The organism is Bradyrhizobium macuxiense (assembly GCF_001542415.1).
Lineage (GTDB): Bacteria > Pseudomonadota > Alphaproteobacteria > Rhizobiales > Xanthobacteraceae > Bradyrhizobium > Bradyrhizobium macuxiense.
The window spans coordinates 54,484-76,258 of the sequence record NZ_LNCU01000022.1; the positions used below are offsets into that span (position 1 = coordinate 54,484).

A 21,775-nucleotide genomic window follows, 5' to 3' on the forward strand; every position below is an offset into this window, starting at 1 on the left:
CGCGGCCGGAGCAGGCGCGGCGGCGGCCGGTGGCGGTGCAGCAGGCGCGGCGGCTGGGGTTGCGTCGGCGCCGCATTGGGTCTTGCGGAAATCATTCCACTTCTGACCGTTGAGGCTGCCGTCGGTCTTGGCGGCCTTATACTTCGCGCTGCACTCCTGCATGGTCAGGGCGTGCGCCGGCGCGCTGGCCGCAAAAGCTGCAAAACCCGAAACGGCAATCACGCACAACAATCTGGTCTGGATAGTCATCCCTGGTCTCCCTTGGGGGGCATTCGTAAGACCATTATCCTAGCGCAACCGGCGCGTGCGACAACGCGTGGACCTGCCCACCCGCCAAAATTTTGTGGCGGCCAAATTGCCGCACGTTCATCCGCGGTTCAGCATCGCCGCGCGACGGTTCCTCCTCCCTTCCTTACGAGGTGCACCCCCATGATGAAGATTTCCTCGCTCGCAACCGTCGCCGCCCTTGCCACCGCTCTGGCGATGGGTGGGGCCTTCGCGCAAACCGCCGCGCCGGCTCCCGGTGCCGCTCCCGCCGCCACGGCCAAGGCGCCGAAGGAAGCCAAGCCGCGCAGCGCCGCCTCGCTCGAATGCTCGAAGCAGGCCGACGAGAAGGGCCTGAAGGGCAAGGAGCGCAAGAAGTTTCGTCGTGAGTGCATAAAGGAGGCCGGCGGCAAGGCGGCTCCGGCTGCGGCTCCCGCGGCGGCCCCCGCCAAGCAGTAATCGACGACGCCTGGAGCGCCGGCACCAGGCGGCGCGCCACGTCATCGAGTGACCGCCTACCTCCAACGGCGGCTCAGGACCGCTCCGGCCAGCTCCGGGGCGGTCTCTTCATCCCCCGCCTGTCGCGTGTCGGCTTTCGCGCGCCGGGAGACGTCTTGCCCGTGTCACAAATCGACCGGCCGATGCATTGCTGCACCGCGTCGCTGCAATTGTTCCGTTAACGCGGATTTGTCATAAGACGGCGTGACCCTGATCCGCGCATCGCTAGCACCTGCCGCCCCCAGCCGCGCCAAACTTCTCAGCGCGATCGAGACCGTCGTCATCGGCAGCGCCGGCGGTTTACTGTTCTTCTGGGCGCAGTTGCCGGGCGGCCTGATCTCGGGCGCGATGACCTCGGTCGCCATCGCGGCGCTGCTGGGGCGGCCGCTCGCGATGCCGCCGGTGCTGACGCAATCGGTGCTGCTGCTGCTCGGCATCTCGCTGGGCTCGCTGATGTCGCGGCAATTGCTGCAGCACATGGGCTCCTATCCGCTCACCATCGGCCTGCTGGCGCTCGCGACGTTCTGCTCGACCTTCGGCTCGAGCTACTACTTGCAGCGCGTGCATGGCTGGGACCAGACCTCGGCGTTCCTCGCCGGCAGCCCGGGCGCGCTGTCGCAGATCACCATCCTCGCTGCCGAGAAGGGTGCGGACGTCGCAGGCATTGCCGTGGTCCAGACCATTCGCGTGATCATCCTGACCGCCGCGCTGCCGATCATGCTGGCGGTGACCGGGGTGACGCATGCCGCGCAGCTGCCGCTGCCGACCGGAGAAGCCTCCCCGCTCGGCCTCGCTGCGCTGATCGCGGCATCGATCGGCGCCGCGCTGTTGTTGCGCTGGGTGAAATTTCCGGCGAGCTGGATGTTCGGTGCGATGCTCGCCTCCAGCCTGCTGCATGGCGCGGGGCTGGTCGATGGCGGCCTGCCGCCCTGGATCCGCAACATCGCCCTGGTCGGCATCGGCGCTGTCATCGGCACCCGCTTTGCCCGGATGAAGACCTCGACCCTGCTGAACCACGTCAATGCCGGCCTGGGGTCGTTCGCGATCGCGATTGTCGTCTCCGCCATCTTCGTCGTGGTGATCGCCTTCACCACCCATGTGCGGCTCGCCGATGTCGTCGTCGCCTTCGCCCCCGGTGCGATGGACGCGATGATGGCGCTGGCGCTGACCCTGCACATCGACCCGATCTTCGTCGGCGCACACCATCTGTCGCGCTTCGTGTTCGTCACCATCTCGACGCCGGGCATCATCCACCTGTTCGGACGGCCGCAGGACGACGTCGACGATTAGGTATTCAGGCTCACCTCGCCAGAGCCGTCACCCTGAGGTGCGCCGCTTGGCCGCGTCTCGAAGGATGAGCGGCCCCTGTCGGGCCGTCGTGCTTCGAGACGGCCGCTTGCGCGTCCTCCTCAGCATGACGGGTTATGGGGCGTGCTCTGCAAGCGGTGTAGGATGGGTAGAGCGGAGCGAAGCCCATCGGCCGCGGTCCACGGATGGCATGGTGGGTTTCGCTGCGCTCTACCCACCCTACGGTCTGCGGTTCAGGACTTGGCGGTCTTCGCGACGCCCCAGGCGGCGATCGCGGCCATCAGCAGCGAGATCAGCACGTTGTAGCCGGCGAGCGAGAGGCCAAGGAAGCGCCACTGCACCTCGTCGCAACGGACCACCTTCACGGTGTCGAGCTTCTCCAGCAGGCTGCCGGCATTGCCGAGATTGAGGATAGGGCCGGTGCAATCGGTCGGTCCCGGCCAGAAGCCCCATTCGACGCCCGAGTGATAGGCGCCGAGCCCGGCATTGGCGAGTGCGGCAAGGCCGAGGATCGCAAGCCCCGCCAACAGCACCGGGCGCGGCGCGCCCTTCGCGGCGGCCAGCGCCACCACCGCGCCGAGTGGGACAGCGAGATAGTAAGCATAGCGCTGCTCGAGGCAGAGCGGACAGGGCAGGATCTCCAGCACGAGCTGGAAGAACCAGGCGCCCGCGATCGTCGCCAGGGCGATCACCGCGACTGCCGCCGATGCCATCAAGGCGGGGTTGCGGGCTGCGCCGGCGTGCGAAGGATGGGCAGTGGCGAGCGTCACGGCGGGTCTCCTGCGAGCATCATCCGGTCGGGCCATCACCCACCTCCATGCTCTGTCCGGGTCGTATCGCGCGAAAATACCGCTGTCGAGGCACGGGACAATCACATCCGCGCGGGTTGACCGTGACGGGCCGCCCGCTATAGTCCGCCGCGCTTCGCGACCCCGGCTATTTTCTCGGCCCGGGCCACGAATGCCCCTGTGGCGGAACTGGTAGACGCGCTCGACTCAAAATCGAGTTCCGCAAGGAGTGCTGGTTCGATTCCGGCCAGGGGCACCAACTAGGCTGGTCAAACCGCGCGTCGATCTCGGCGATCCCCCGAACATCCGCCTTTGGCGATGCGGGTGCCCTTCGGTCCGCCCTCGATGATGAATCCCACCGTTCCGCCTGGGTACGGAATACGCAAACCAATCCGGCATTGCGGCACGGCCGTGCGCCATCCGTTCCATTAGCAGCATGCTGACGCGACTTAGGCACGAGGCTTGGCCCGCCGGTACAGTTGCCGCAGCGACAGCGCGTGCAGCAGGATCCCGCATGGCACCACGAAAGCAGGGGTCAGCACACCCGGATAAGCGCCGGTAGCGCCGATGCTCGGCACGTCCGGAACGATCAGCTGGAGGGGACCGGGCGAGGTGATCGCCCCCATGGTGATCGCGACGGCGAAGTCGGCGAGGCCGAAAATATTCCAGCTGATCGCCGCCCTTCGGCCCTGAGCTGTACCGTTCGCCGCTGCGATCGCCGCCGGCAAGGCGAAAAGGCCAGTCAGTACATCCCCAATTCCTGCCGGCCATCCGAGCAAACCGGTCAGCGTCCCACGCAGTGCGGCAGCCAGAGCCCAGCCGCCGAATACGCGGTAAAGCTGAAGGGCGACAAGCCAGCTCGCCGGCATCGCATCGAGCACCTGCCCCACCCGTTTCGACGACAGCAACAGCGGGACGCCGATGATCACCGGCAGCCAAATCGCCGCCGGCAGCGCCGGCAATGAGGTGCCCGTGCGGAAGGCGCCATTGATCGCCGCGCTCCAGGCGACGGCGAACCAAAGCGTGTAGGGAATCATGACCGTCAGCCAGGTCGTGCGGCGCTGGTCCGGCGCCAAGTCGGTGCTCTCGAGGCCGAGCCACAAACCGAGCGCGATAAGCCCATGCACCGTCAACTGGTGTACCGTAGTCGGAACACCGCTGGCCTGCATGATCGGCAGCCAGTAGATCAACCCAATCCACGCCGCCGTCAGCGGCGCAAGCCACAGCAGACTACGCCATCCCTGGCGCGCGGAGCCGATATCGGCGTGAACAACTGAGGCTGTCATGTTGTCGCCTCCTCGTGGCAACTTTGCTGATCATAGATCGGCCCAAGCCTCTACCAGGTTGGTACGAGCGCAATTGAACTGCTTAGTCGGTTGAGGCGCACCGCCCCGACTGCACGCGCCGAGCGGACCTAAGCGCGGCTCCGTGCGAGTGACAATACAGCCGCTGCCGGCGGGGACTACTGGTGATAATCTTGATGGGGTATGAAGCAGGACTTCACAGTCGGGCAAAGCGCGCTCAACGGCGCGGAAGCCGTTCAGTGATCACCGGATGTCACGGCAACGGCGATGTCCCTGTCGTCAGAATGACCCGAACATCGAACCTAGTAACAGGATGGCCACGAGCGCAACAATGCAACTGACAATCACGGTCATCACCATGTCGAGATAACTTTCACGGTGAGTGAGACCACTGATCTGCAATAGCAGCAACACCGTGCCGTTGTGTGGAAGAGCATCCAGGGTGCCGGCGCTCATTGTCGTAATACGATGCAACAATTCGGGGGCGATGCGATGTTCAACGGCAAGGCGCATGAAGTCTCCGCCAAATGCATTGAGCACAATTGCCATGCCGCCAGAAGCAGTGCCGGTCAGCCCCGCCAGCACATTCATGGAGACGGCTAATGAGACGAGCGGACCGCCTCGAATCGAGAAAACCGCATCGCGAACCAACGCAAATGCCGGCAACGCGGCAACTACCGCGCCGAAGCCAACGAGACTGGCGATCATCAGCATCGGCAAGGCTGCAGAATTCGCACCGGCGTCGAGGCTTTCGCGAAGGGATGGCAAGCGTCGCAAGTTGATGAAAAGGACGGCCAGGTTTGCCGCCGCAAGCGCTACAACAACCGACCAGACGCCGGACACGGCCCCGATCGTCGTGCCGCCCCACTGCTCCTTTGACAGGAACGAAAAATCGAGTCGCGGGAATACGACAAGCGACATCAGGAAGTTCGTGCCGATAACAACGACGAGGGGCAGCACCGCCAGCGCGAAGCTGGGTCCGCCTTCGGCCCGCTTGCCATGCGGCAACTCGGCCGGATCGAAGTCGCCTGCCGGCGCCGCCTGCTCGCGAACCATCTCGTTAACGACAGGAGAGATTTCCACCTCGCCACCGTAACCTTCGCCAGCCTTGCGTGCGGCCGCCTCAGCCCGGCCGAGCCACCACATCCCGAACACGAAGATGATAATCGACGCGATGATACTAAGCCCAGGGGCCGCGAAGGTGGTGGTGCCGAAGTACGGCATCGGAATGGCGTTGTTGACCGAAGGCGTTCCCGGCATCACCGACATGGTGAACGTGAATGCACCGAGGCCGACCGTCGCCGGCAGCAGCCGGCGCGGGATGTTTGCGGCTCGGAACATCTCGTGAGCCATGGGCACCAGCACGAAAAATGCGACGAACACACTCACGCCACCGTAGGTCACAATCGCCGAGGCGATCACCACCGCGAGCATGGTGCGGCTGGTTCCCAACTTGTTTGTCAAGTATTGCGCGATGGCGCTGATTGAGCCGCTGTCCCCCATGAGCTTTCCGAACAACCCGCCCAGCATGAACATGGGAAACCATTGCGCGACAAACCGCGCTGCCCCGCTCATGAACGTTTGGGTCCAGTGAGCGAGCAACGGTTCGCCAGAGAACACCGCCGCGATGAGCGCCGCCAGCGGAGAGACCAGCAGCACACTCACCCCCCGGTACGCGAGCCACATGAGCAGAGCTAAACCGAGCAATACCCCAAACAGTCCCATGGAGCACCTTCTCCAACAATTCCGGGTTGATAATGACCGCGGTGAGAATCAACCTCCCGCGACAGGTTCTTCGAGATCGTTGGCGACAGGGGCTATCTCCACCAAGCGTTGTTGCGGCAGCAGGAACAGCCACGTCACCAGCACGAAAGGTGCCGTAAGTGCCGGGATGGCAAACGGCGTCAACGCAACGTTCAGGGCTGCCTGGGTGATCACCGTGAACACCGTGGCAAGTGCCGCGTAGGCCACGACGCGCCAGCTCGGCTGGTAGAAGACAGTACCAAGTGCGATCGCCGTCAGGACGGGGCTGAACCCGAGCAGACCACCGGTGATCAGGTCGCTCTCGGCGCCCAAAAGATGAGCCGTCAGCACAGCCAGTATCGCTCCCCCTAGAGCGAAGGTTGCTGCCGCGAGCGAGCTCACGGCGAGCCCCGCAAGCAGGAAAAGCGATGCGATGCCACTGGCTTTCAGAAAGACTTGCGAAATGCTCAGGAACACTCCCTGGACAAGGTCAATCAGCTGGAGCGGGCTCGCTTTGTAGGGCTGAAACGCGGTGACGACGGCGCCGGACGGCAGCGCCGTTCCCGCAAGGCCGGAAAACCCATACGTGGCCAGCAAGAGAAGCCACGTTATGAGCACGAACGGAAATGTGAGAGCGCCACCCCAAGGCTTGACGACGTTCGTGGTGGCAAGCATCACGACAACGGATACGGCCGCTCCCAGGATCACGTACACCCAAAGCAGCGGCCCGGGAGCCAGGAACGTAGCCAGCGCAAGGCCAACAAGAATGCCGTTGAAGCCATAGAGCCCGGAATGGAGCGACTCGCTATCGACTCGAAGCCATTGCGCCGTCAGGTTTGACATGACGACCGCGACGACGCCGGCAATCGCCACCCGTGGGGCACCGGCTGCGTAGGAGCCCCAGGCGATCGCGACGAGAAAGAGAGCCCCGCTCAACGGGTTGTTCTGGAACATGACTTGACCGATTCCGCGCAAGTTGATGTCCAGAAATCGCAACACGCCCGAGGATGCGGAGAGGCTTTCCCAGCTCGCCAAGATCTTTTCCATTACTGCCTCCTCGAACGTGTCGACGGGCAGGCCGTCGGCAGCGCCGCCCTCTACCGCCACAAATAGAGCGGAGGTAACGCGGCTCCGATGACCTCCTCGCGTACCACCCCCCAGAATTCCCGCACTTTGGCCTTCACCTGCGCTGTTTCCCTACCCAGCACCTTGAAGATCAGGCCCGCATCATTGGGCAGACGACACGCGCCGAACGCCATGCCCTCCGCCAGGTTGACCTCGGCTTGCATCCGTTCGTGGATACGCTCTGCCGTGTCAGCGGGTGTGCACAGGATCACGTTGGCGAGCACGTCGAAAGAGTTCATCACGCCCGTCTGCCGCATCTCATATCGCCGCGGCTCGATCACCAGCTTCTCTGCGAACAAGGACCGGCCATCGGGCCGCGCAGCTGAGGTAGAGATCGACAACACGGTTGCTCCAAAGCACTCGTCGGGACGATAATGCTTGCGGCCGGATTGAATGATTTCCGAAAACAGCAGTGTCGCCGATGGGGCGATTGAGATTTGAGTGTCGCTGAGGAATCGCGAGTGCCGGTGGGGGATCACTGGATCTGGAAGGAATTCCAAATAGGCGTCGTCGTCGAGCGCAATCGTCTGACTTTGCGCCGCATAGTTGGCCTCCATCGCATGAATTTTGGTTGCCGATTGCGACGTCAGATGAGCCTGCGCACGCGAACCAAGGGTTATGTCGAGAGCGAGCCGGTCTCCCTGCAACACGCAGCCTGTGGTGGTTATGAGAAACACGCTAGCCAAACTCGGCATCGCCTCGTCGCAGTGCAGCGCGCGCTGCACCATGTAAGGCGCGCGGCATTGCAAGTTGGCCAGGATCGTCTGGCCCGAGCGGTGCTCGAAGCCCAGGCGCAGGAAACCCGTCTTCCCGACAGCGCCGCTCTGCATCTGCGGCGGCTCATCCTGGAAAGACGCGAATTCTGGCATCGATGCGCCGAGCGATTCCGCGCGGGCCCAGGGATGAAATGCGACCGATGTCATGCTGACCGCCGTGCGCGCGGATCGATATCGAACAGAAACTCCCGCTCAATCAACGCGACCAGTTCGGGAACGCCCTCTCCCGTCTTGCAGTTGGTGAACAAAAACGGCTTTATGCCGCGCATCATTTTCGAATCCTGCCTCATCACATCGAGGCTGGCTCCAACGTGAGGAGCAAGATCGGTTTTGTTAATGACCAGTACGTCTGAATAAGTGATCCCGGGTCCATTCTTGCGGGGGATCTTGTCGCCTGCGGCAACGTCGATCACATATATGAAGTAGTCCACCAACGCGGGCGAGAAAGTCAGCGTGAGATTGTCCCCTCCACTCTCGATCAGTACGACATCGCTGTCCGGGAAGCGTCGTTCCATATCTTCGACCGCCGCGAGGTTCATGCTCGGGTCTTCGCGCACGGCGGTGTGAGGACAGGCTCCCGTCTCCACGCCGATGATGCGTTCGTGGAGCAGAATGCCCTTGAGTGTACGCTGAACGTGCTTGGCATCTTCGGTCGTCACGACATCGTTGGTGATGATGAGTACCTTGAAGCCGAGATCGAGCAAGCGCGGTGTGATCGCTTCCACAATCGCGGTCTTACCCGACCCGACCGGGCCGCCGATGCCGATGCGCGTGATACTTTTCGACATTGCAGGCTCCATTCAGCGTCAATTCATGAACAAGCGCACGTGCGCTCGGGTGTGGACTGCGGCCAGAATTTCCGTCAAAGGCGCAAAGCTCGCCATGTCCGACAGCCGCTTGGTCGCGGCGATCCCGTACATCTCTTCCGTTCGTCCGGTCAGTTCGTAGAGAATCTGCTGTGTTTCGATGTGGCTGACCTTCATCAGCCGCAAAGCTGCACTGAGGATCGTCGTCGCAACGCCATACTGATGCACGACGAACGCTTGGTAGGCAGACAAATCCTGCACAGCGAAGTTGATCGCCAATGCGATGGGATAACAGCCGGGGGTGACGGATCTCGCAATGCACTCACGCCAGGTGTAGAGCAGCGGCGCACCCACCACCTCGACACCCATTTCGGTGAATTTCCTGCCCATGCGAATCGACATTGATCGCGCTTCGTCGGAGAGCTTGCGCGCGTAAACCTGCGCGTCGATTCGCACGAGAGTATCGACGTCGCCGGCAGTTGCCACGCGATGCGCGGTAATCAGGGCGATGCAGTCACCGCGCGCCGCCTGCTCTACCGCCGAGCGCGCGAAGGCTCTCAGCGTAGCCGCGTCAGTGACGACACCTTCCTGGACCGCGGATTCCAGTCCCAACGAAAATGAGAACGCACCAATGGGAAACATCGAGTCGCCAAATTGCAGCAACCGCGAGAGTAATGCGGCCGTCCTCGGCGCGTCGAAGTTGTCATTTCCGGTGGTCACGTGCGGAATCGGCTGTTACCGGCGACGTTCGTCCGTGTGCGGCGGTTGCCGGATGGGCGTGGACTTGCGCCGGCGGATGTCCATGGAGGTGTCCCATCCCTGCCTCGCCGTCGGCGTAGCTCTCGTGAGTGTGCGAATGCACCGACCCTTCCGCGCCACCGAAGAGCCGCCGGGATTCGTGCGGCGCGAGGTAGGGAACGACCTCTCGTCCGGATGCGAATTCGTAGCGAATTCCCTCAAATCGGTGTGTATTCATCACGGAGGCCATCACCTTGCGATCGACCGTCAGCGGGACATAGACGAGATTGTTCTTGACCAGCGCCGGCCAATGCTGGTTGCCCATGGCATGGCCCAGCTCAACGCACGTGCGCATTGCTATTTCGGATGCCAGAGTCCTCAGATCGCCTAGATGCACGATCATTACGTCGCGCAGCTCGATGCGCGCGACGAGCGCCGAGAGCGCCTGTGCATTCCAAAGCAGAACGTCGCCATCGCAAATGTGCGTATGGCGGTCGAGGGAGACTGCCACCTCTTCGCCTTTGGCGGTGGTCTTGCGGAAGCGGCTCTTCTGCGCCTCCCACTGATCGATCTCGACCAGGTCTACGTCAGCGCCCGACAGCCGCCCGGCCCATTCGGGGTCGGCGGAATTGCCGAGAACGCTCTCGATTATGATCATGGCCGCTCCTCAGCTGAAGAAATACTTCTGGTTCAATGAAACCATGGTCAGGGGTGGAACCGTGGCGTGTTTGCCATCCACCGTCACTGCAAAGGTTTCCGGACTGACTTCGATCTTCGGCGTCTTGGCATTTCGAACCATGTCCTGCTTTCCGATCTTGCGCACATTCTTCACGGGCATCACCTGGCGGCGGAGGCCCAGCCGCTCCTTGACGCCCGCAGCATGTGCAGAGCCGGAGACGAACGTGATGCAATTGGCGGCCAACGCATCGCCGTAGGCGCCAAACATGGGCCGGTAATAGGTAGGTTGCGGCGTCGGCAGCGACGCGTTCGGATCGCCCATCACCGCCCAGCTTATGAAGCCGTTCTTGATTACGATCTTCGGCTTAGCGCCGAAGAACGCCGGCTCCCACAGCACGAGGTCGGCGATCTTCCCGACTTCGACCGAACCCAGCACGTCCGCAATACCATGTGCGATTGCGGGATTGATCGTGATCTTGGCGACGTAGCGTAGCACTCGAAAATTATCGTTGCCCGGCACGTCTTCCGGCAGCTTGCCGCGTCCAGTCTTCATGGCATCTGCGGTCTGGATGCAGCGGAGCCAGCATTCCCCGATACGGCCCATGGCCTGCGAGTCACTCGAGAACATTGAAATGACGCCGAGATCCTGAAGGACGTTTTCCGCAGCGATAGTTTCGGCGCGGATGCGGCTCTCGGTGAATGCAACATCCGAGGGAATGTCGGGGCTGAGGTGGTGACACACCATGATCATGTCGTACAGCTCCGCCTGCGAATTAATGCCGTAGGGGAGCGTGGGGTTGGTCGAGGACGGCAAGACGTTGGGGAGGCCGGCGATCTTGATAATATCGGGCGCGTGGCCGCCGCCGGAACCTTCAGTATGGAACGAATGCACCGTTCGCCCTTCAAGCGCCGCGATCGAATCGTCGATGAAGCCGGATTCGTTTAGTGTATCGGTATGGATGCAGACCTGGGTGTCCGTCTCATCGGCGACGGTGAGCGCGGAGCGCAGCACCGCCGGAGTGGTGCCCCAGTCTTCGTGACATTTGACGCCGACCGCACCTGCCTCAATCTGTTCAACCAGAGCGGCTTTGCCGTGTCCGTGTCCTTTGCCGAGGATGCCGACATTGAGCGGCCAGTTCTCGAATGCTCGCAACATCATGCTGATGTTGCCGGGGCCCGACGTGACCGTTGTCGCGTTGGATCCGTCCGAAGGGCCGGTCCCGCCACCGATCAGGGTAGTCGTGCCGTTTGAAAGCGCGGCCTCCGCCTGCTGCGGAGAGATGAAATGAATGTGAGTGTCGATCCCGGCGGCCGTCAGGATGAGATGCGAGCCCGAGATGGCGTCGGTCGCCAGTCCTAGCTCCAGGCCCGGCGTAACGCGATCCATCGTCTGAGGATTGCCGGACTTTCCGATTGCACAGATGCGTCCATCTTTGATGCCCACGTCCGCTTTTACGATGCCCAGCATCGCGTCGATCACGGTTACGTTGGTGATCACGAGGTCGGGTGCGCCACCCGCCCGCGTTACCTGATTGTCCATCCCCATGCCCTCGCGCATGCTCTTGCCGCCGCCGAAGACGATTTCGTCGCCGTAACCGCCGCGCAGATCGCGCTCGATTTCAACGAACAGGCCGGTATCGCCCAAGCGGATCCGATCACCTGTCGTCGGGCCAAAGAGGCCGACATATTCTTGTCGAGAAATGGTAGCCATCGCGGCCCCTCATTCAAGAAATCTGCGTATCCAGCCTTGGTCTATGAGGAGCGAAAGCCGCGTTGCGCGGCCAGTGCCACCGCCTTGGATTTCACCGTGGCGGCGTTCCTGTCCGCCGTGGGACCATCGACCAGATTGTTGAAACCGTAGACGGCGCGCTTGCCGCCATAGGGAACGAGCTGAACCTCGCGCTCGTCGCCGGGCTCGAACCGAGTTGCAGTGGACGACGGGATATTCAAGTGCAGCCCGAACGCTGTGGCGCGATCAAATTCCAGCGCAGGGTTGACCTCGAAGAAATGGAAGTGCGATCCGACCTGTACGGGCCGGTCCCCGGCATTGCGCACCTTGAGCGTCGTGACCGGGCGATCGGCATCGAATGTGATCTCTGCCGGGCTGCACACGTAGCCGCCGACCGGCACGTTTGATGTGGCCGGATCGACATCGGCGGCAACCTTGGGGCCCAGTTTTGGTCCAGCCATGTCGATCTCCTCCAGGCATTCACTGAATCGGCGTATGCACCGTGACCAGGCGGCTGCCGTCGCTGAACACGGCCTCAACCTGCACCATGGGAATGAGATCGGCGACGCCATCCATCACGTCGGCCTTGGTCAGAACGGTACGCGCCTCGTTGGTTACGTCTTCGATCGTCTTGCCGGCACGCGCGCCATCGAGAGCGGCCGCCGATATCACGGCGACAGCTTCCGGATAGTTGAGCTTGAGGCCCTTGGCTCTTCGTTTCAGCGCCACGTCCGCCAGCATGTGGACGAGCAGCTTGTCGAACTCTCGCGGGGTCAACTGCATGGGATCCTTCCGGAGCCAGGGCTCTCAAAGAGCGCAGACACGTTGGAACAGATTTCCGGCAAGGATCATCCGGTGTTCTACTCAGTTCGATATCGGGAAATACCCAAGAGCCGATCTTGTCGTGCTCAGCTCTTGCGTTCGTCAGTATGATGGCCTTTGATAAACTTCATACCGAGGTACGGCCGTGGTGGACTCACTGACGAGGTCGTCTTTGTGGGTTGTCGATCCCAGCACCGCCCTTCTGTTCGGCGGGCTGGTTTTCGCCAACCTTGCGGCATGGGTCTCGGCGTTTGCCCTGTTCGCCGACCGTCCCGTGATCATGGCCACTGCCCTGCTCGCCTGGGTGTTCGGGCTGCGTCACGCGGTCGATGCCGATCATATCGCCGCGATCGATAACGCGGTACGCAAGTTGGTCCAGGCGGGCGGCACGCCGAAATGCGCCGGGCTATACTTCGCGCTCGGGCATTCCACCGTCGTGGTGATGGCGACGATGCTGCTGTCGGAAACCGCTATCGGTCTTTGGGGCGAGGACAGCCTGGGCAGGCGCATCGGCGGCCTGATCGGCACTTCGGTTTCGGCCGCGTTCCTGCTGCTGATCGCACTGATCAATCTTGTGACCTTCATCAGCCTGTGGCGCACCTTCCGTTCCGTACGCTGGCAGGCGAGCCATCGGATGGAAAACCTCGATGCTGTTGCTAACGGCCCAGGTGTGCTGGCACGCATGCTCAGGCCAGCGTTCCGCGTTGTGACGAAAACTTGGCATATGTATCCGTTGGGCCTTTTGTTCGGGCTCGGCTTCGACACCGCGACCGCAATCGGCCTGATCAGCATCTCGGCGGCGGAGGCCGTACGCGCCACTTCGGCCTGGAGCGTCTTGGTGTTTCCCGCACTGTTTGCCGCTGGCATGACCCTCGTCGATACCGCCGACAGCGCGCTGATGGTGAGCGCCTATCGCTGGGCCTTCGTCGATCCGCTGCGCAAGCTCTGGTACAACCTCACGATCACGGGAGCTTCCGTCGTCACCGCACTGTTCATCGGCGGGGTGGAGGCGCTCGATCTCCTCGGCAGGCAGTTTGATCTCTCCGGCCACCCGTGGTCAGCGATCGCAAGCCTGAACGACAGCCTTGCTGGTCTAGGCTTTGTCGTGATCGGCTTGTTCGGGTTCACCTGGCTCGTGTCCGTCGCGCTGTACCACGCGTTTGTTGCAGACCGCATGTCTGCCGTGAGCGGCCCGAACGCGCGCAGTCTTGAGTGTACCAACGCTTCCGACATAGCGTGAGATTGCCGCAATCACTCGGCATGTACACCGCGGTCGGTTCACGGCAGTCTTGCTTCGCTGACGAAGAGTCGTTAGGGCGAAACCAACTTCTTGCGTACGGCATAGCGAACCAGCTCGGCGGTGGACGACATCCGGAGCTTGCGCATGGCCGAGGCACGGTGGGTCTCGACAGTCTTCACGCTCAGCTTCAGGATCGCGCCGATCGACCTGTTGGTGTGCCCTTCCGCGATCAGCTGAACCACGCTCTGCTCGCGCGAGGTCAACAGCATGTCGGCCCGGTTCTGCTTGTTCGCCCGGTAGTCATGAAGCAGCTTCTCCAGGAGAACGTTGGTGAAGTAGGGCCGTCCGTCGAGCAGGGCCTCGACGGCGGAGATGAGGTGCTTGCGGGCATCGGACTTGAAGAGGAAGCCGCGGATGCCAGCAAGAACGGCCTCCGTCAGAAGCTCCTCGCTCTCGTGCATCGTCAAGATCAGGACCTCGGTCCGCACACGCAGTGCCTTGAGGCGACGGCTGACCTCCAGGCCGTTCATGATCGGCATGGAGTAGTCGACGATCATGATGTCGGGTCTGGTCTCCAGTGCCAGCGCGACGGCCTGCTCTCCGTCGGTCGCTTCTCCGCTCACGATCCAGTTAGAGCGCGTTTCAACGATCGCGCGAAGGCCGGAGCGCACGATTTCATGATCATCCGCAATCAAGATGCGTTTCACGACGTCGTTCCCGTTTGCCGGCCCCGGCCCTGTCGGGCGGACAACGGCGGTGACCGGCCGCGAAGTCGAATGATCATACGGCGCCTGTCGCTGAGGATTATCCAACAAAACCCTGAGATGGCCCGGCGAACGGTACTGACGCCGGGACAACGCCGACGGCACCGTTCAAGCCTCGACCAGGCCCGACCGGACAGCATAGCGGACCAATCCGGCCGTCGAGTTCACCTCCAGCTTGCGCATCGCGGCCGCCCGATGGGCCTCGGTCGTCTTGACGCTGAGATTGAGGATCGCACTGATCCCCTTGTTGCTGTACCCCTCAGCAACCAGCTTGACCACGAGCTGCTCGCGCGCCGTGAGTTCGTGGTGACGCTCGCCATCGGCACTGGATCCGCGATCGACGTCGGTCGCGCAACTCTGCGTGCAGAATGGCCTGTGCAGCAAGAGGGACTCGACCGCCGCGAGCAGCAGCCTGTTCGCATCCGACTTCACCAGGAATGCGCGCGCGCCGGCCTCGAACGCCTGCTGCGCGATTAGACCCGAGTTGTGCACCGTGAAGATCAGAACCTCGGTCTGCAGCGGGTAATCCCTGATCCGCCGCGCCACCTCCACTCCGGTCATGCGTGGCATCGAGAAGTCGAGGATGGCGACGTGAGGCCGGCTCTCGATCGCGGCCGCGACCGCTTTGCCGCCATCGGTGGCCTCGGCCACCACCTCCCAATCCGCGCGTTGTTCGATCACCGCGCGCAAGCCCGAGCGTACGGCCTCGTGATCGTCGGCTATGAGAATTCTCTTCATAGCGGCACACTCCGAATTCTTCACGGCGGTCAAGCCGCGCGTTCAAGCCTGCCGCGTGGCCTAGTGTTCTTTCGCTGATTGCGTGCCTCTGCGGGCCTTTACGATATTTGCGGTCCTTCGCCGATTGCGTCTGCTGGCGGTGAGAGCATGCGGGAACACGGCGCACAATATGGTGCCGGAATGCGGCGCCATTCGATTGGACTGGATATCGAGCGAGCCTCCGATCTCGCGCAGCCGCGCCCGCATCGCGAGAATTCCAACCCCGATCGATACCGCCGAGCCGCTGCGCCGGCCGGGGTTGGGGGGCAGGCCACGTCCATTGTCGCTGACCGTCAGCCGGAAATGGCCGTCGGTCATGCCAATGGCAATGGCAACCTCCGTCGCTTTGGCATGACGGAACACGTTTGTCAGGGCTTCCTGGACGACGCGCAGCAGCGTCCGCTTGGTCTCGTAAGGCAGCCGGTCGACGTCCGGCACGATGTTGACGGTCACGCGCAAGGATGTACGCGCCGAAAATCCTTGGCTGTATCGCTCGATCGTGGCTTTCAATCCCTCGCCCGCCAGATTCCGCGGATGCAAGAGATAGGCAAAGGCGCGGATTTCCCGGATCGCCTCATCGATCGACGCATCGATGTCGTCGCAGAGCCGCTGGGCCGAAGCCGCGTCGCCAAGATTGCTCCGGACGCGCATCAGACCGAGGCTCGCGGCAATCAGATGCTGACAAGTTGAATCGTGAAGATCGGACGCGATCCGTTGCTGGATCCCATCCTGAATGGACGACAGGCCGACACTGGTATTGAGCCCGTCGGCGCATCTGGCGGCGTTCCCAAAGGGATCGTTGCGCACATCGCGGTGGCTGCCGATCAATCGGACGACACCGCCGATGGCGCGATCGACAATCGGCGTCACCGTTGTTTCCATCGTCCGGGGCGAACCGCCAAGCGTGAGACGCTGTCGGACCCTGACCTCCGTTCCTTCTGCAAGGCCGGCTCGGAGCGCCTTGCAGACGGATCTGGCGTCGTCCCCGCTCATGCAATCATAGATGTCCGCGTCGCGGACGTCTTCCGATGACACGCCGAGCTGAGACTCGAATGCTGGGTTGATTCCCTCGTAGGTGAAATGTCCGCGGAAGGATGGGCGCACGGCGAAGAGAAGATCTGCCGAACACATCCAATAGAGTCCGTCGATCGGTCCTTGCGAACCGATTCGCAGCCAGTTCCCGAGACTGGTTCGATCGGACACGCTGGCGGGAACGCCATGTGGCTTCACGGTACGCAACTCGCTCTATTCCTGCGGCTCCCCGACATCTTGAAGACATCGAGGGTCTCCCTCCCCGCCGGCATCCACCACCGGATCGGAAGACGCGCCCTTAGGCAAATCAACAATACACCTCGCGCGACGCCCACACCATAAAGTGGCACGGTCGCGGGAATGAAATCTCGAATTCGTGAGGTGCGCTCCGCGCAACGCCATGTGCAGTTTGTGCCACGCCAGCGACGCTCAAATCCGATGCAACTGTGACTAAAAGTCAGAATGCGGATTTCCCGAGGGACCAGCCGGCGTAATCGGCGGCCTGACCCGGTGCACCTCTCGGCTCAACGGCGGCCGCCCGCAAGACGCAGCAGCATCATGAACAGGTTGAGAAAATTGAGGTAGAGCGACAGCGCGGCAAGGATCGACTTGCGGCCTGCGGAGGTATGGTCATCCGCGACGTCGTACATCGCCTTGATCCGCTGCGTATCGTAAGCCGTGAGCCCCGCAAACACGCCGACGCCGACAATCGAGATCAGCCAGTCAAGTCCGGTCGACGATAGGAACAGTTCACAAGGCTTGCAATGATAATTCCGACCAGGCCCATGAGCAGGAAGGTGCCCAATCCCGAGAGATCACGCCGGGTCGTGTAACCGAGGATGCTGAGCGCTCCGAAACTCGCGGCCGCGATGAAGAATACGCGCGTGATCGACGAGCTGGTATAAATATGCAGCAATATCGAGAGCGATATGCCGACCAGGGCTGCATAGACGAAGAATACGAGCCGGGCCGTCGACACCGACAGCGTGTTGATACGCGAGCCGATAAAGAACACCAGCGCGAGCGGCGCCAGGATGAAGACCCACATCAGCGAGCTCTGCAACAGTGCAGGACCTATGACCTGATAGGTCGCCCAGGCGACGACAGCGGTCAAGCCGACGCCTGCCGCCATGTAGGCGTAGATCCGCAGCATGTAGTCGCGCAGTCCGGCGTCCATCGCGATCTCGCCGCCGGCGCGATCCGCTGCCGTCAGGTTGTGATCGTAATTCGACATCGCTTGCCTCCCCTGGAGCTCGCCGATGGGGCCCACGTTAGGCTTCCAGCCTGCGGAGCGACATCGGATAATCACCCGAAGACGCTCGACAAAAACCCTCCGCTTCCAATGTATCCTCTGTAGCCAGCGATCGGCCGCGCCGTCACGCGCATTACCGATCCACATGCAGGAAACTTGCTTCGGCGCGGTAAGCCCTTTGGAGAAGACGCTCTACACCTCTGTCACTGGAGGCCGGCCGCAGTCTGGCCTAATCTGGGGCATGCGCTTCTTCTTCAACATCGCCGACAGGTATGGTGTCTCGGCCGACGGGATCGGACACGAATGCGCCGAGCAGGATGCCACCGTCCAGCATGCATGCCAGGTGCATTGCTGCCGAACTCGCCAAGGCCAGTGAATTCTTCCGCAGCAGTTTCGTGCTTGTTGCCCCGCGACGGGGCCCGCCCGCTCCTGCGCAAACGAGTTCGGCGCAGCCACCTCGCGCGCCGAGGCCTAAGGCCGCGAGCGCCCAGTTCCGCTGATTTCCTGCCGCCGCTCCCTACAGAGAATCCCTGATGTGCGGCCGCGAGGCGGACCTCTAAAGTCTTCGCGGGGTCGGTTGCAAGCGCGGCCACCTCGGATTGGAAGGCATCCGTCAAGGCGGCGAACGAGGCCGATCGGAAACTCTCGCGCAACGCGCTGATTGCGCTTGTGATCGGATCGTCTGACGTCATTGTCACTGACCGCTCGGAGGCGAGCATGAACATCCAAGCCATGTGTTGCACCTTGATCCTGGGCGCTGTGATGGCCATCACCGCACCATCTGCCCCCTGTCGCGCCCAGGCGAGGGACAGCAGCGTGGCGGCGCCGAAGCAAGCCGGCGCAGCCGCGCCAACGCATGCAACGCCGAATACCAATACGAATCCGGTCAAGCACCGGTACTGGCGGCATCGCGGCGGTAGGCATCCGCACTATGGCAGCCGCCGCGTTCGCACCTGAGGCGTGGCCGATCTCCAAAGACGCCGTCTGTGCGGGCGAAATACGCTCAGACTCGCCAGCTGTCCCGCTCTGCTCACGGCACCAATTTGATCGGCGCGAAGTTCGGCGCCTTGCCGGCCACCCGCCGCGGTAACCTGGCGTCGCCACACGGTGAGCAGCCCGCGGGAAACGCCGTTGCACCACCTCTACCGATCAGTTCATGCTAGGCTGTATCGCACGCGAGCCGAAGGATGGCGAGGTGGGTGCCTCATGCCGGTTACCAACTGTGTCGAACCCTACGCCTAGCTGCGTGATGTGCTGCAGCGGATGGTCGGCGGACATCCAGTGGACCGGCTCGAGCTGCCGTAGCGCGGAGAGCACAAATTCGTGTCATCCATGCGGACGTGCAACAACCCCCTTACCAACGAGCGGCGGGTTACGCGGCTGCAAAGGCGCGGAGGCTATGGATATTGTTAAAGCGATGTTCGCGGCGTTATTGGCCGCCGCCGAGCGAAAGAGGGAGCTTGCGCCCCCTCTCCGGTCACCACCACCCGCCACCCCAGCCCCATCCCGGGCCCCACACCGGACGCGGACCCCACACAGGACGTGGGCTCCAGACCGGACGCGGACGCCACACTGGCCGCGGGCCCCAAACTGGCCGGGGGCCCCAGGCGTAGGCGCCGCGCCATCCCGGACGCCACGCGCGGCGCGGACCCCAAGCGGCGCCGGACCATCGCGGACCCGTACGCCAGCAGCGGCCCCGGGCGTTGCAGACCAAACGGACCTGCTCAATATTTGCGGCGTGGCCCGCAATCTGCCCGGCGTGCAGAAGCCCGTTCGGGATCGCGGAAGCCGAGCCGGCGGTGAGCAGAACGGCACCGAGGGTGGCCAAGCCAATAACAACAGCTTTCAGTTGCATGGTTTATCTCCTTGGTTGGAGACTCCAAGAACTTCGTCAACAACGGTTGGTTGCGGGCACTGGGAATTACCCGAAGGGGGCATCGGGAATTACCCGAAGGTCGGTCAGCGTTGCAACAGATGGATGATCGCGATTGGCGCCAGGGCCACCCCGATCTAGGTCAGAGCTATGAGGTGTTCCGACAAAGTTGACACTCAGGCCGATGCCACCAGCGGCGCGAAGCAAATAGTAGTCTCGGCAAACTGACAGTACCGATCGCGTTGGCAGCCTTTAGGATCTGCTTTGACCCATGAGGGAAAGGAGGCAAAAGAGTCGGGTCGCCGATGCTCTTGTCACTTCCGTCCCTGCAGATCAGGCCCCAAGGATGATTGCTCGCTTGATGGTCGTCAGATGGCACGCGAACGGGTTTCCACTCTACCGATCAATTGCCAGCACCTCGCAGGCGACGTCGATGAAGCTGCGAACAAAACGCAGCTCGCTCTTGTCTACCGGAGTGACCAGGCAATTGGTGTAGGTTTCAGGCATCTCGACCACGTCGACCGCCACAAGTCCGGGCGACGCGAACATGCTATCGTCGAGCAGGAGACCGACGCCGACGCCGTGCAGCACCGCTTCCTTCACAAGCGGGAATGTTGTGGTCCTCAGAATACTCGACAGCTTGATGCCGAGCTCAGCGCACTTGCGGTGGAGCAGTCGTTGGGTCAGCGAGCCATCCTCCGGCACAATCACGGTCGAATCGGCGAGATCGCGCAGCGAGAGCCGCTTGCGCCCAGCAAGCGCATGCCCACGGCATACGTAGGCTCGGTAGCGCGTCGTCGCGACCGGTAGGCTATAGAGCAGATTGTCCGCCTCGGGCTGGGTGACGATGGCGATATCGACAGTGCGGTCGTGCAGTTGCTGCATCGCTAGCGACCAGCTCACCAGGGTGAAGTCGATTTGCACGCGAGGATGCAGCGACGCGTAGCGGGCGATCACCGGCATTGCCGGACGCGGTGCGTTGGCGATCACGCTGAGATGGCCGGCGGCAATCTCGCTGTAGTTTTCGACCTTCTCCTCGATCAGTTGCTCAAGCGTGCGAAGCCGGTCTGATACCGCGAATAGTTCACGCCCGGCCCGCGTAAGCTCCAGTCCGTCGCGCCGTCTGACAAACAGCTGCGTGCCCATGGTTCGCTCCAGCTTAGCGACATGTTGGGTAATAGAGGACTGCGTCACGCCCAGCTTCTCGGCGGCATGCGTGAAGCTGCCTTCGCGCGCGGCGTGGGTGAAGGCGCTGATTTGGTAGGGGCTTGTCTTCATCGCATCGATCGCGCTTTGCCCGTGAGCAAGCCGACTGTCGCAGACATTAATGCAGCTAATGTGACGTCATGGTGACGTTAACTGTGCTTGTTACTGCACTCCGACATCTTCGATCGCCGCGCCTCATGAAACTGATCCAACTGACCGACATCCATCTGACGACACCGGGCCAGACCATCGGTGGACGCGATCCCAATGCCAACTTCGAGGCCGCGCTCACCCATGCGCTCTCGCAGCATCCAGACACCGAGGCGATCGTGATTACAGGAGATCTGTCCGACTGGGGCGACCGCGCTGACTATGAGCGGTTGCGGGCGCGCATCGCAACATTACCTGTACCGGTGCATCTTGCCATCGGCAATCACGATGATCGCGCGATCTTCCTGCAAGTATTTCCCGAGCTTGCCGACGCGGACGGTCACGTTCAGTCGCGGTTTCCGCTGTCGCGCGGCACTGGCTTGGTCATCGATACTTGGGGACCTCGCAGCCACGCCGGCTTCTTCTGCGCGAAGCGTTGCGCCTGGCTTGAACAGGCGCTGACTGTGGCAGATGCACCCGTGTTCCTGTTCATGCACCACAACCCGGTGCCGACCTACATCGCGCCACTTGACCACATCATGCTGCGCGATTCGGACACGTTCGGTGCGGTGATCGCCACGCACCGTCAGCACATCGCGCACATTTTCTTCGGCCACTGTCACCTGCCGCTCTCCGGCTCGCTGTATGGCGTGCCGGTCAGCGGCTCGCGCGGCACCAATCATGCCGGATGGGCGGATTTCACCGAGCGGCACATGCTGCTCGGCTCCGACCTTCCGCAGGCATACGCCGTCATAGTCGCGAACGGCGCAACAGTCACCGTGCAGATGGTGGAGTTCGGTTACCGAGGCGAGCGGCGGATCGAGGGATCGCCTGACTACGATGCGTGGAACCGCACGACTATGGTTCGTTAAGACCGATCACCCGGGCACAAGCAGTGAGGA

At 62.5% G+C, this 21,775-nt stretch carries 19 protein-coding genes, 1 tRNA gene and 2 pseudogenes; 5 read left to right on the top strand and 17 right to left on the bottom strand.

Annotated features, from left to right (window positions below):
• Window positions 1-249: pseudogene (locus tag AS156_RS43945) on the bottom strand (hypothetical protein); the annotation flags it as partial.
• A 183-nt stretch (window positions 250-432) separates the two neighbouring features.
• On the opposite strand from AS156_RS43945, the gene AS156_RS05005 reads away from it, so the two are divergent.
• Together AS156_RS05005 and AS156_RS05010 are read left to right on the top strand one after the other, a co-directional pair.
• A complete protein-coding gene (locus tag AS156_RS05005) occupies window positions 433-723 on the top strand; it encodes a PsiF family protein (protein WP_066501005.1) in 291 nt (96 codons plus the stop codon).
• A 243-nt stretch (window positions 724-966) separates the two neighbouring features.
• The gene (locus tag AS156_RS05010) at window positions 967-2,052 is read left to right on the top strand and encodes an AbrB family transcriptional regulator (RefSeq protein WP_066500838.1); all 1,086 of its coding nucleotides are present in this window, start codon (window positions 967-969) and stop codon (window positions 2,050-2,052) included.
• A gap of 251 nt (window positions 2,053-2,303) precedes the next feature.
• Here the strand turns inward: AS156_RS05010 and AS156_RS05015 are convergent, their stop codons facing one another.
• A complete protein-coding gene (locus AS156_RS05015) occupies window positions 2,304-2,783 on the bottom strand; it encodes a disulfide bond formation protein B (RefSeq protein WP_066500844.1) in 480 nt (159 codons plus the stop codon).
• 249 nt (window positions 2,784-3,032) lie between these two features.
• On the opposite strand from AS156_RS05015, the gene AS156_RS05020 reads away from it, so the two are divergent.
• Window positions 3,033-3,117 (top strand) — tRNA-Leu (locus AS156_RS05020).
• A gap of 190 nt (window positions 3,118-3,307) precedes the next feature.
• On the opposite strand, the gene AS156_RS05025 is transcribed toward AS156_RS05020, so the two are convergent.
• The 10 genes from AS156_RS05025 to AS156_RS05070 all read right to left on the bottom strand — a co-directional run bounded on the left by AS156_RS05025 (window position 3,308) and on the right by AS156_RS05070 (window position 12,540).
• A complete protein-coding gene (locus AS156_RS05025; RefSeq protein ID WP_066500850.1) occupies window positions 3,308-4,144 on the bottom strand; it encodes an MFS transporter in 837 nt (278 codons plus the stop codon).
• 297 nt (window positions 4,145-4,441) lie between these two features.
• Entirely contained in the window at window positions 4,442-5,887 is a 1,446-nt protein-coding gene (locus AS156_RS05030; RefSeq protein ID WP_066500852.1) for a GntP family permease, read from the bottom strand.
• A 48-nt stretch (window positions 5,888-5,935) separates the two neighbouring features.
• The gene (gene yut, locus AS156_RS05035) at window positions 5,936-6,952 is read right to left on the bottom strand and encodes an urea transporter (RefSeq protein ID WP_066501006.1); all 1,017 of its coding nucleotides are present in this window, start codon (window positions 6,950-6,952) and stop codon (window positions 5,936-5,938) included.
• A gap of 50 nt (window positions 6,953-7,002) precedes the next feature.
• Window positions 7,003-7,953 (bottom strand): urease accessory protein UreD, encoded by a 951-nt coding sequence (locus AS156_RS05040; protein WP_066500856.1) that lies wholly within the window; start codon window positions 7,951-7,953, stop codon window positions 7,003-7,005.
• Window positions 7,950-8,594 (bottom strand): urease accessory protein UreG, encoded by a 645-nt coding sequence (ureG, locus tag AS156_RS05045; protein ID WP_066500857.1) that lies wholly within the window; start codon window positions 8,592-8,594, stop codon window positions 7,950-7,952. Before ureG ends, AS156_RS05040 begins: the two co-directional genes overlap by 4 nt.
• Window positions 8,595-8,612: 18 nt before the next feature.
• A complete protein-coding gene (locus AS156_RS05050) occupies window positions 8,613-9,332 on the bottom strand; it encodes an urease accessory protein UreF (protein ID WP_066500860.1) in 720 nt (239 codons plus the stop codon).
• Entirely contained in the window at window positions 9,316-10,008 is a 693-nt protein-coding gene (locus AS156_RS05055) for an urease accessory protein UreE (protein ID WP_082747339.1), read from the bottom strand. The genes AS156_RS05050 and AS156_RS05055 overlap by 17 nt, the downstream gene beginning before the upstream one ends.
• 9 nt (window positions 10,009-10,017) lie before the next feature.
• The gene (locus AS156_RS05060; protein WP_066500861.1) at window positions 10,018-11,739 is read right to left on the bottom strand and encodes an urease subunit alpha; all 1,722 of its coding nucleotides are present in this window, start codon (window positions 11,737-11,739) and stop codon (window positions 10,018-10,020) included.
• Between the two features lie 41 nt (window positions 11,740-11,780).
• Window positions 11,781-12,218, bottom strand: coding sequence for an urease subunit beta (locus AS156_RS05065; RefSeq protein WP_066500862.1), 438 nt, complete (start codon window positions 12,216-12,218; stop codon window positions 11,781-11,783).
• 19 nt (window positions 12,219-12,237) lie between these two features.
• A complete protein-coding gene (locus tag AS156_RS05070; protein WP_027559076.1) occupies window positions 12,238-12,540 on the bottom strand; it encodes an urease subunit gamma in 303 nt (100 codons plus the stop codon).
• A gap of 211 nt (window positions 12,541-12,751) precedes the next feature.
• Here AS156_RS05070 and AS156_RS05075 point away from each other — a divergent pair, with 211 nt between their 5' ends.
• Window positions 12,752-13,819, top strand: a complete 1,068-nt coding sequence (locus tag AS156_RS05075) for a HoxN/HupN/NixA family nickel/cobalt transporter (RefSeq protein ID WP_245312554.1) — start codon at window positions 12,752-12,754, stop codon at window positions 13,817-13,819.
• 71 nt (window positions 13,820-13,890) lie between these two features.
• Here AS156_RS05075 and AS156_RS05080 read toward each other — a convergent pair whose 3' ends face one another.
• The 5 genes and pseudogenes from AS156_RS05080 to AS156_RS05110 all read right to left on the bottom strand — a co-directional run bounded on the left by AS156_RS05080 (window position 13,891) and on the right by AS156_RS05110 (window position 20,795).
• Window positions 13,891-14,526, bottom strand: a complete 636-nt coding sequence (locus tag AS156_RS05080) for a response regulator (protein ID WP_066500868.1) — start codon at window positions 14,524-14,526, stop codon at window positions 13,891-13,893.
• Between the two features lie 165 nt (window positions 14,527-14,691).
• A complete protein-coding gene (locus AS156_RS05085; RefSeq protein ID WP_066500870.1) occupies window positions 14,692-15,321 on the bottom strand; it encodes a response regulator in 630 nt (209 codons plus the stop codon).
• A gap of 60 nt (window positions 15,322-15,381) precedes the next feature.
• Complete coding sequence (locus tag AS156_RS05090; protein ID WP_245312555.1) at window positions 15,382-16,491, bottom strand: sensor histidine kinase; 1,110 nt, start codon at window positions 16,489-16,491, stop codon at window positions 15,382-15,384.
• A 425-nt stretch (window positions 16,492-16,916) separates the two neighbouring features.
• Window positions 16,917-17,626, bottom strand: a pseudogene (locus AS156_RS05095) (Bax inhibitor-1/YccA family protein).
• 2,287 nt (window positions 17,627-19,913) lie between these two features.
• Window positions 19,914-20,795 (bottom strand): LysR family transcriptional regulator, encoded by an 882-nt coding sequence (locus AS156_RS05110; protein ID WP_066500874.1) that lies wholly within the window; start codon window positions 20,793-20,795, stop codon window positions 19,914-19,916.
• A gap of 68 nt (window positions 20,796-20,863) precedes the next feature.
• Here AS156_RS05110 and AS156_RS05115 point away from each other — a divergent pair, with 68 nt between their 5' ends.
• Window positions 20,864-21,745, top strand: coding sequence for a phosphodiesterase (locus AS156_RS05115; protein WP_245312556.1), 882 nt, complete (start codon window positions 20,864-20,866; stop codon window positions 21,743-21,745).
• Window positions 21,746-21,775 lie beyond the last annotated feature (30 nt).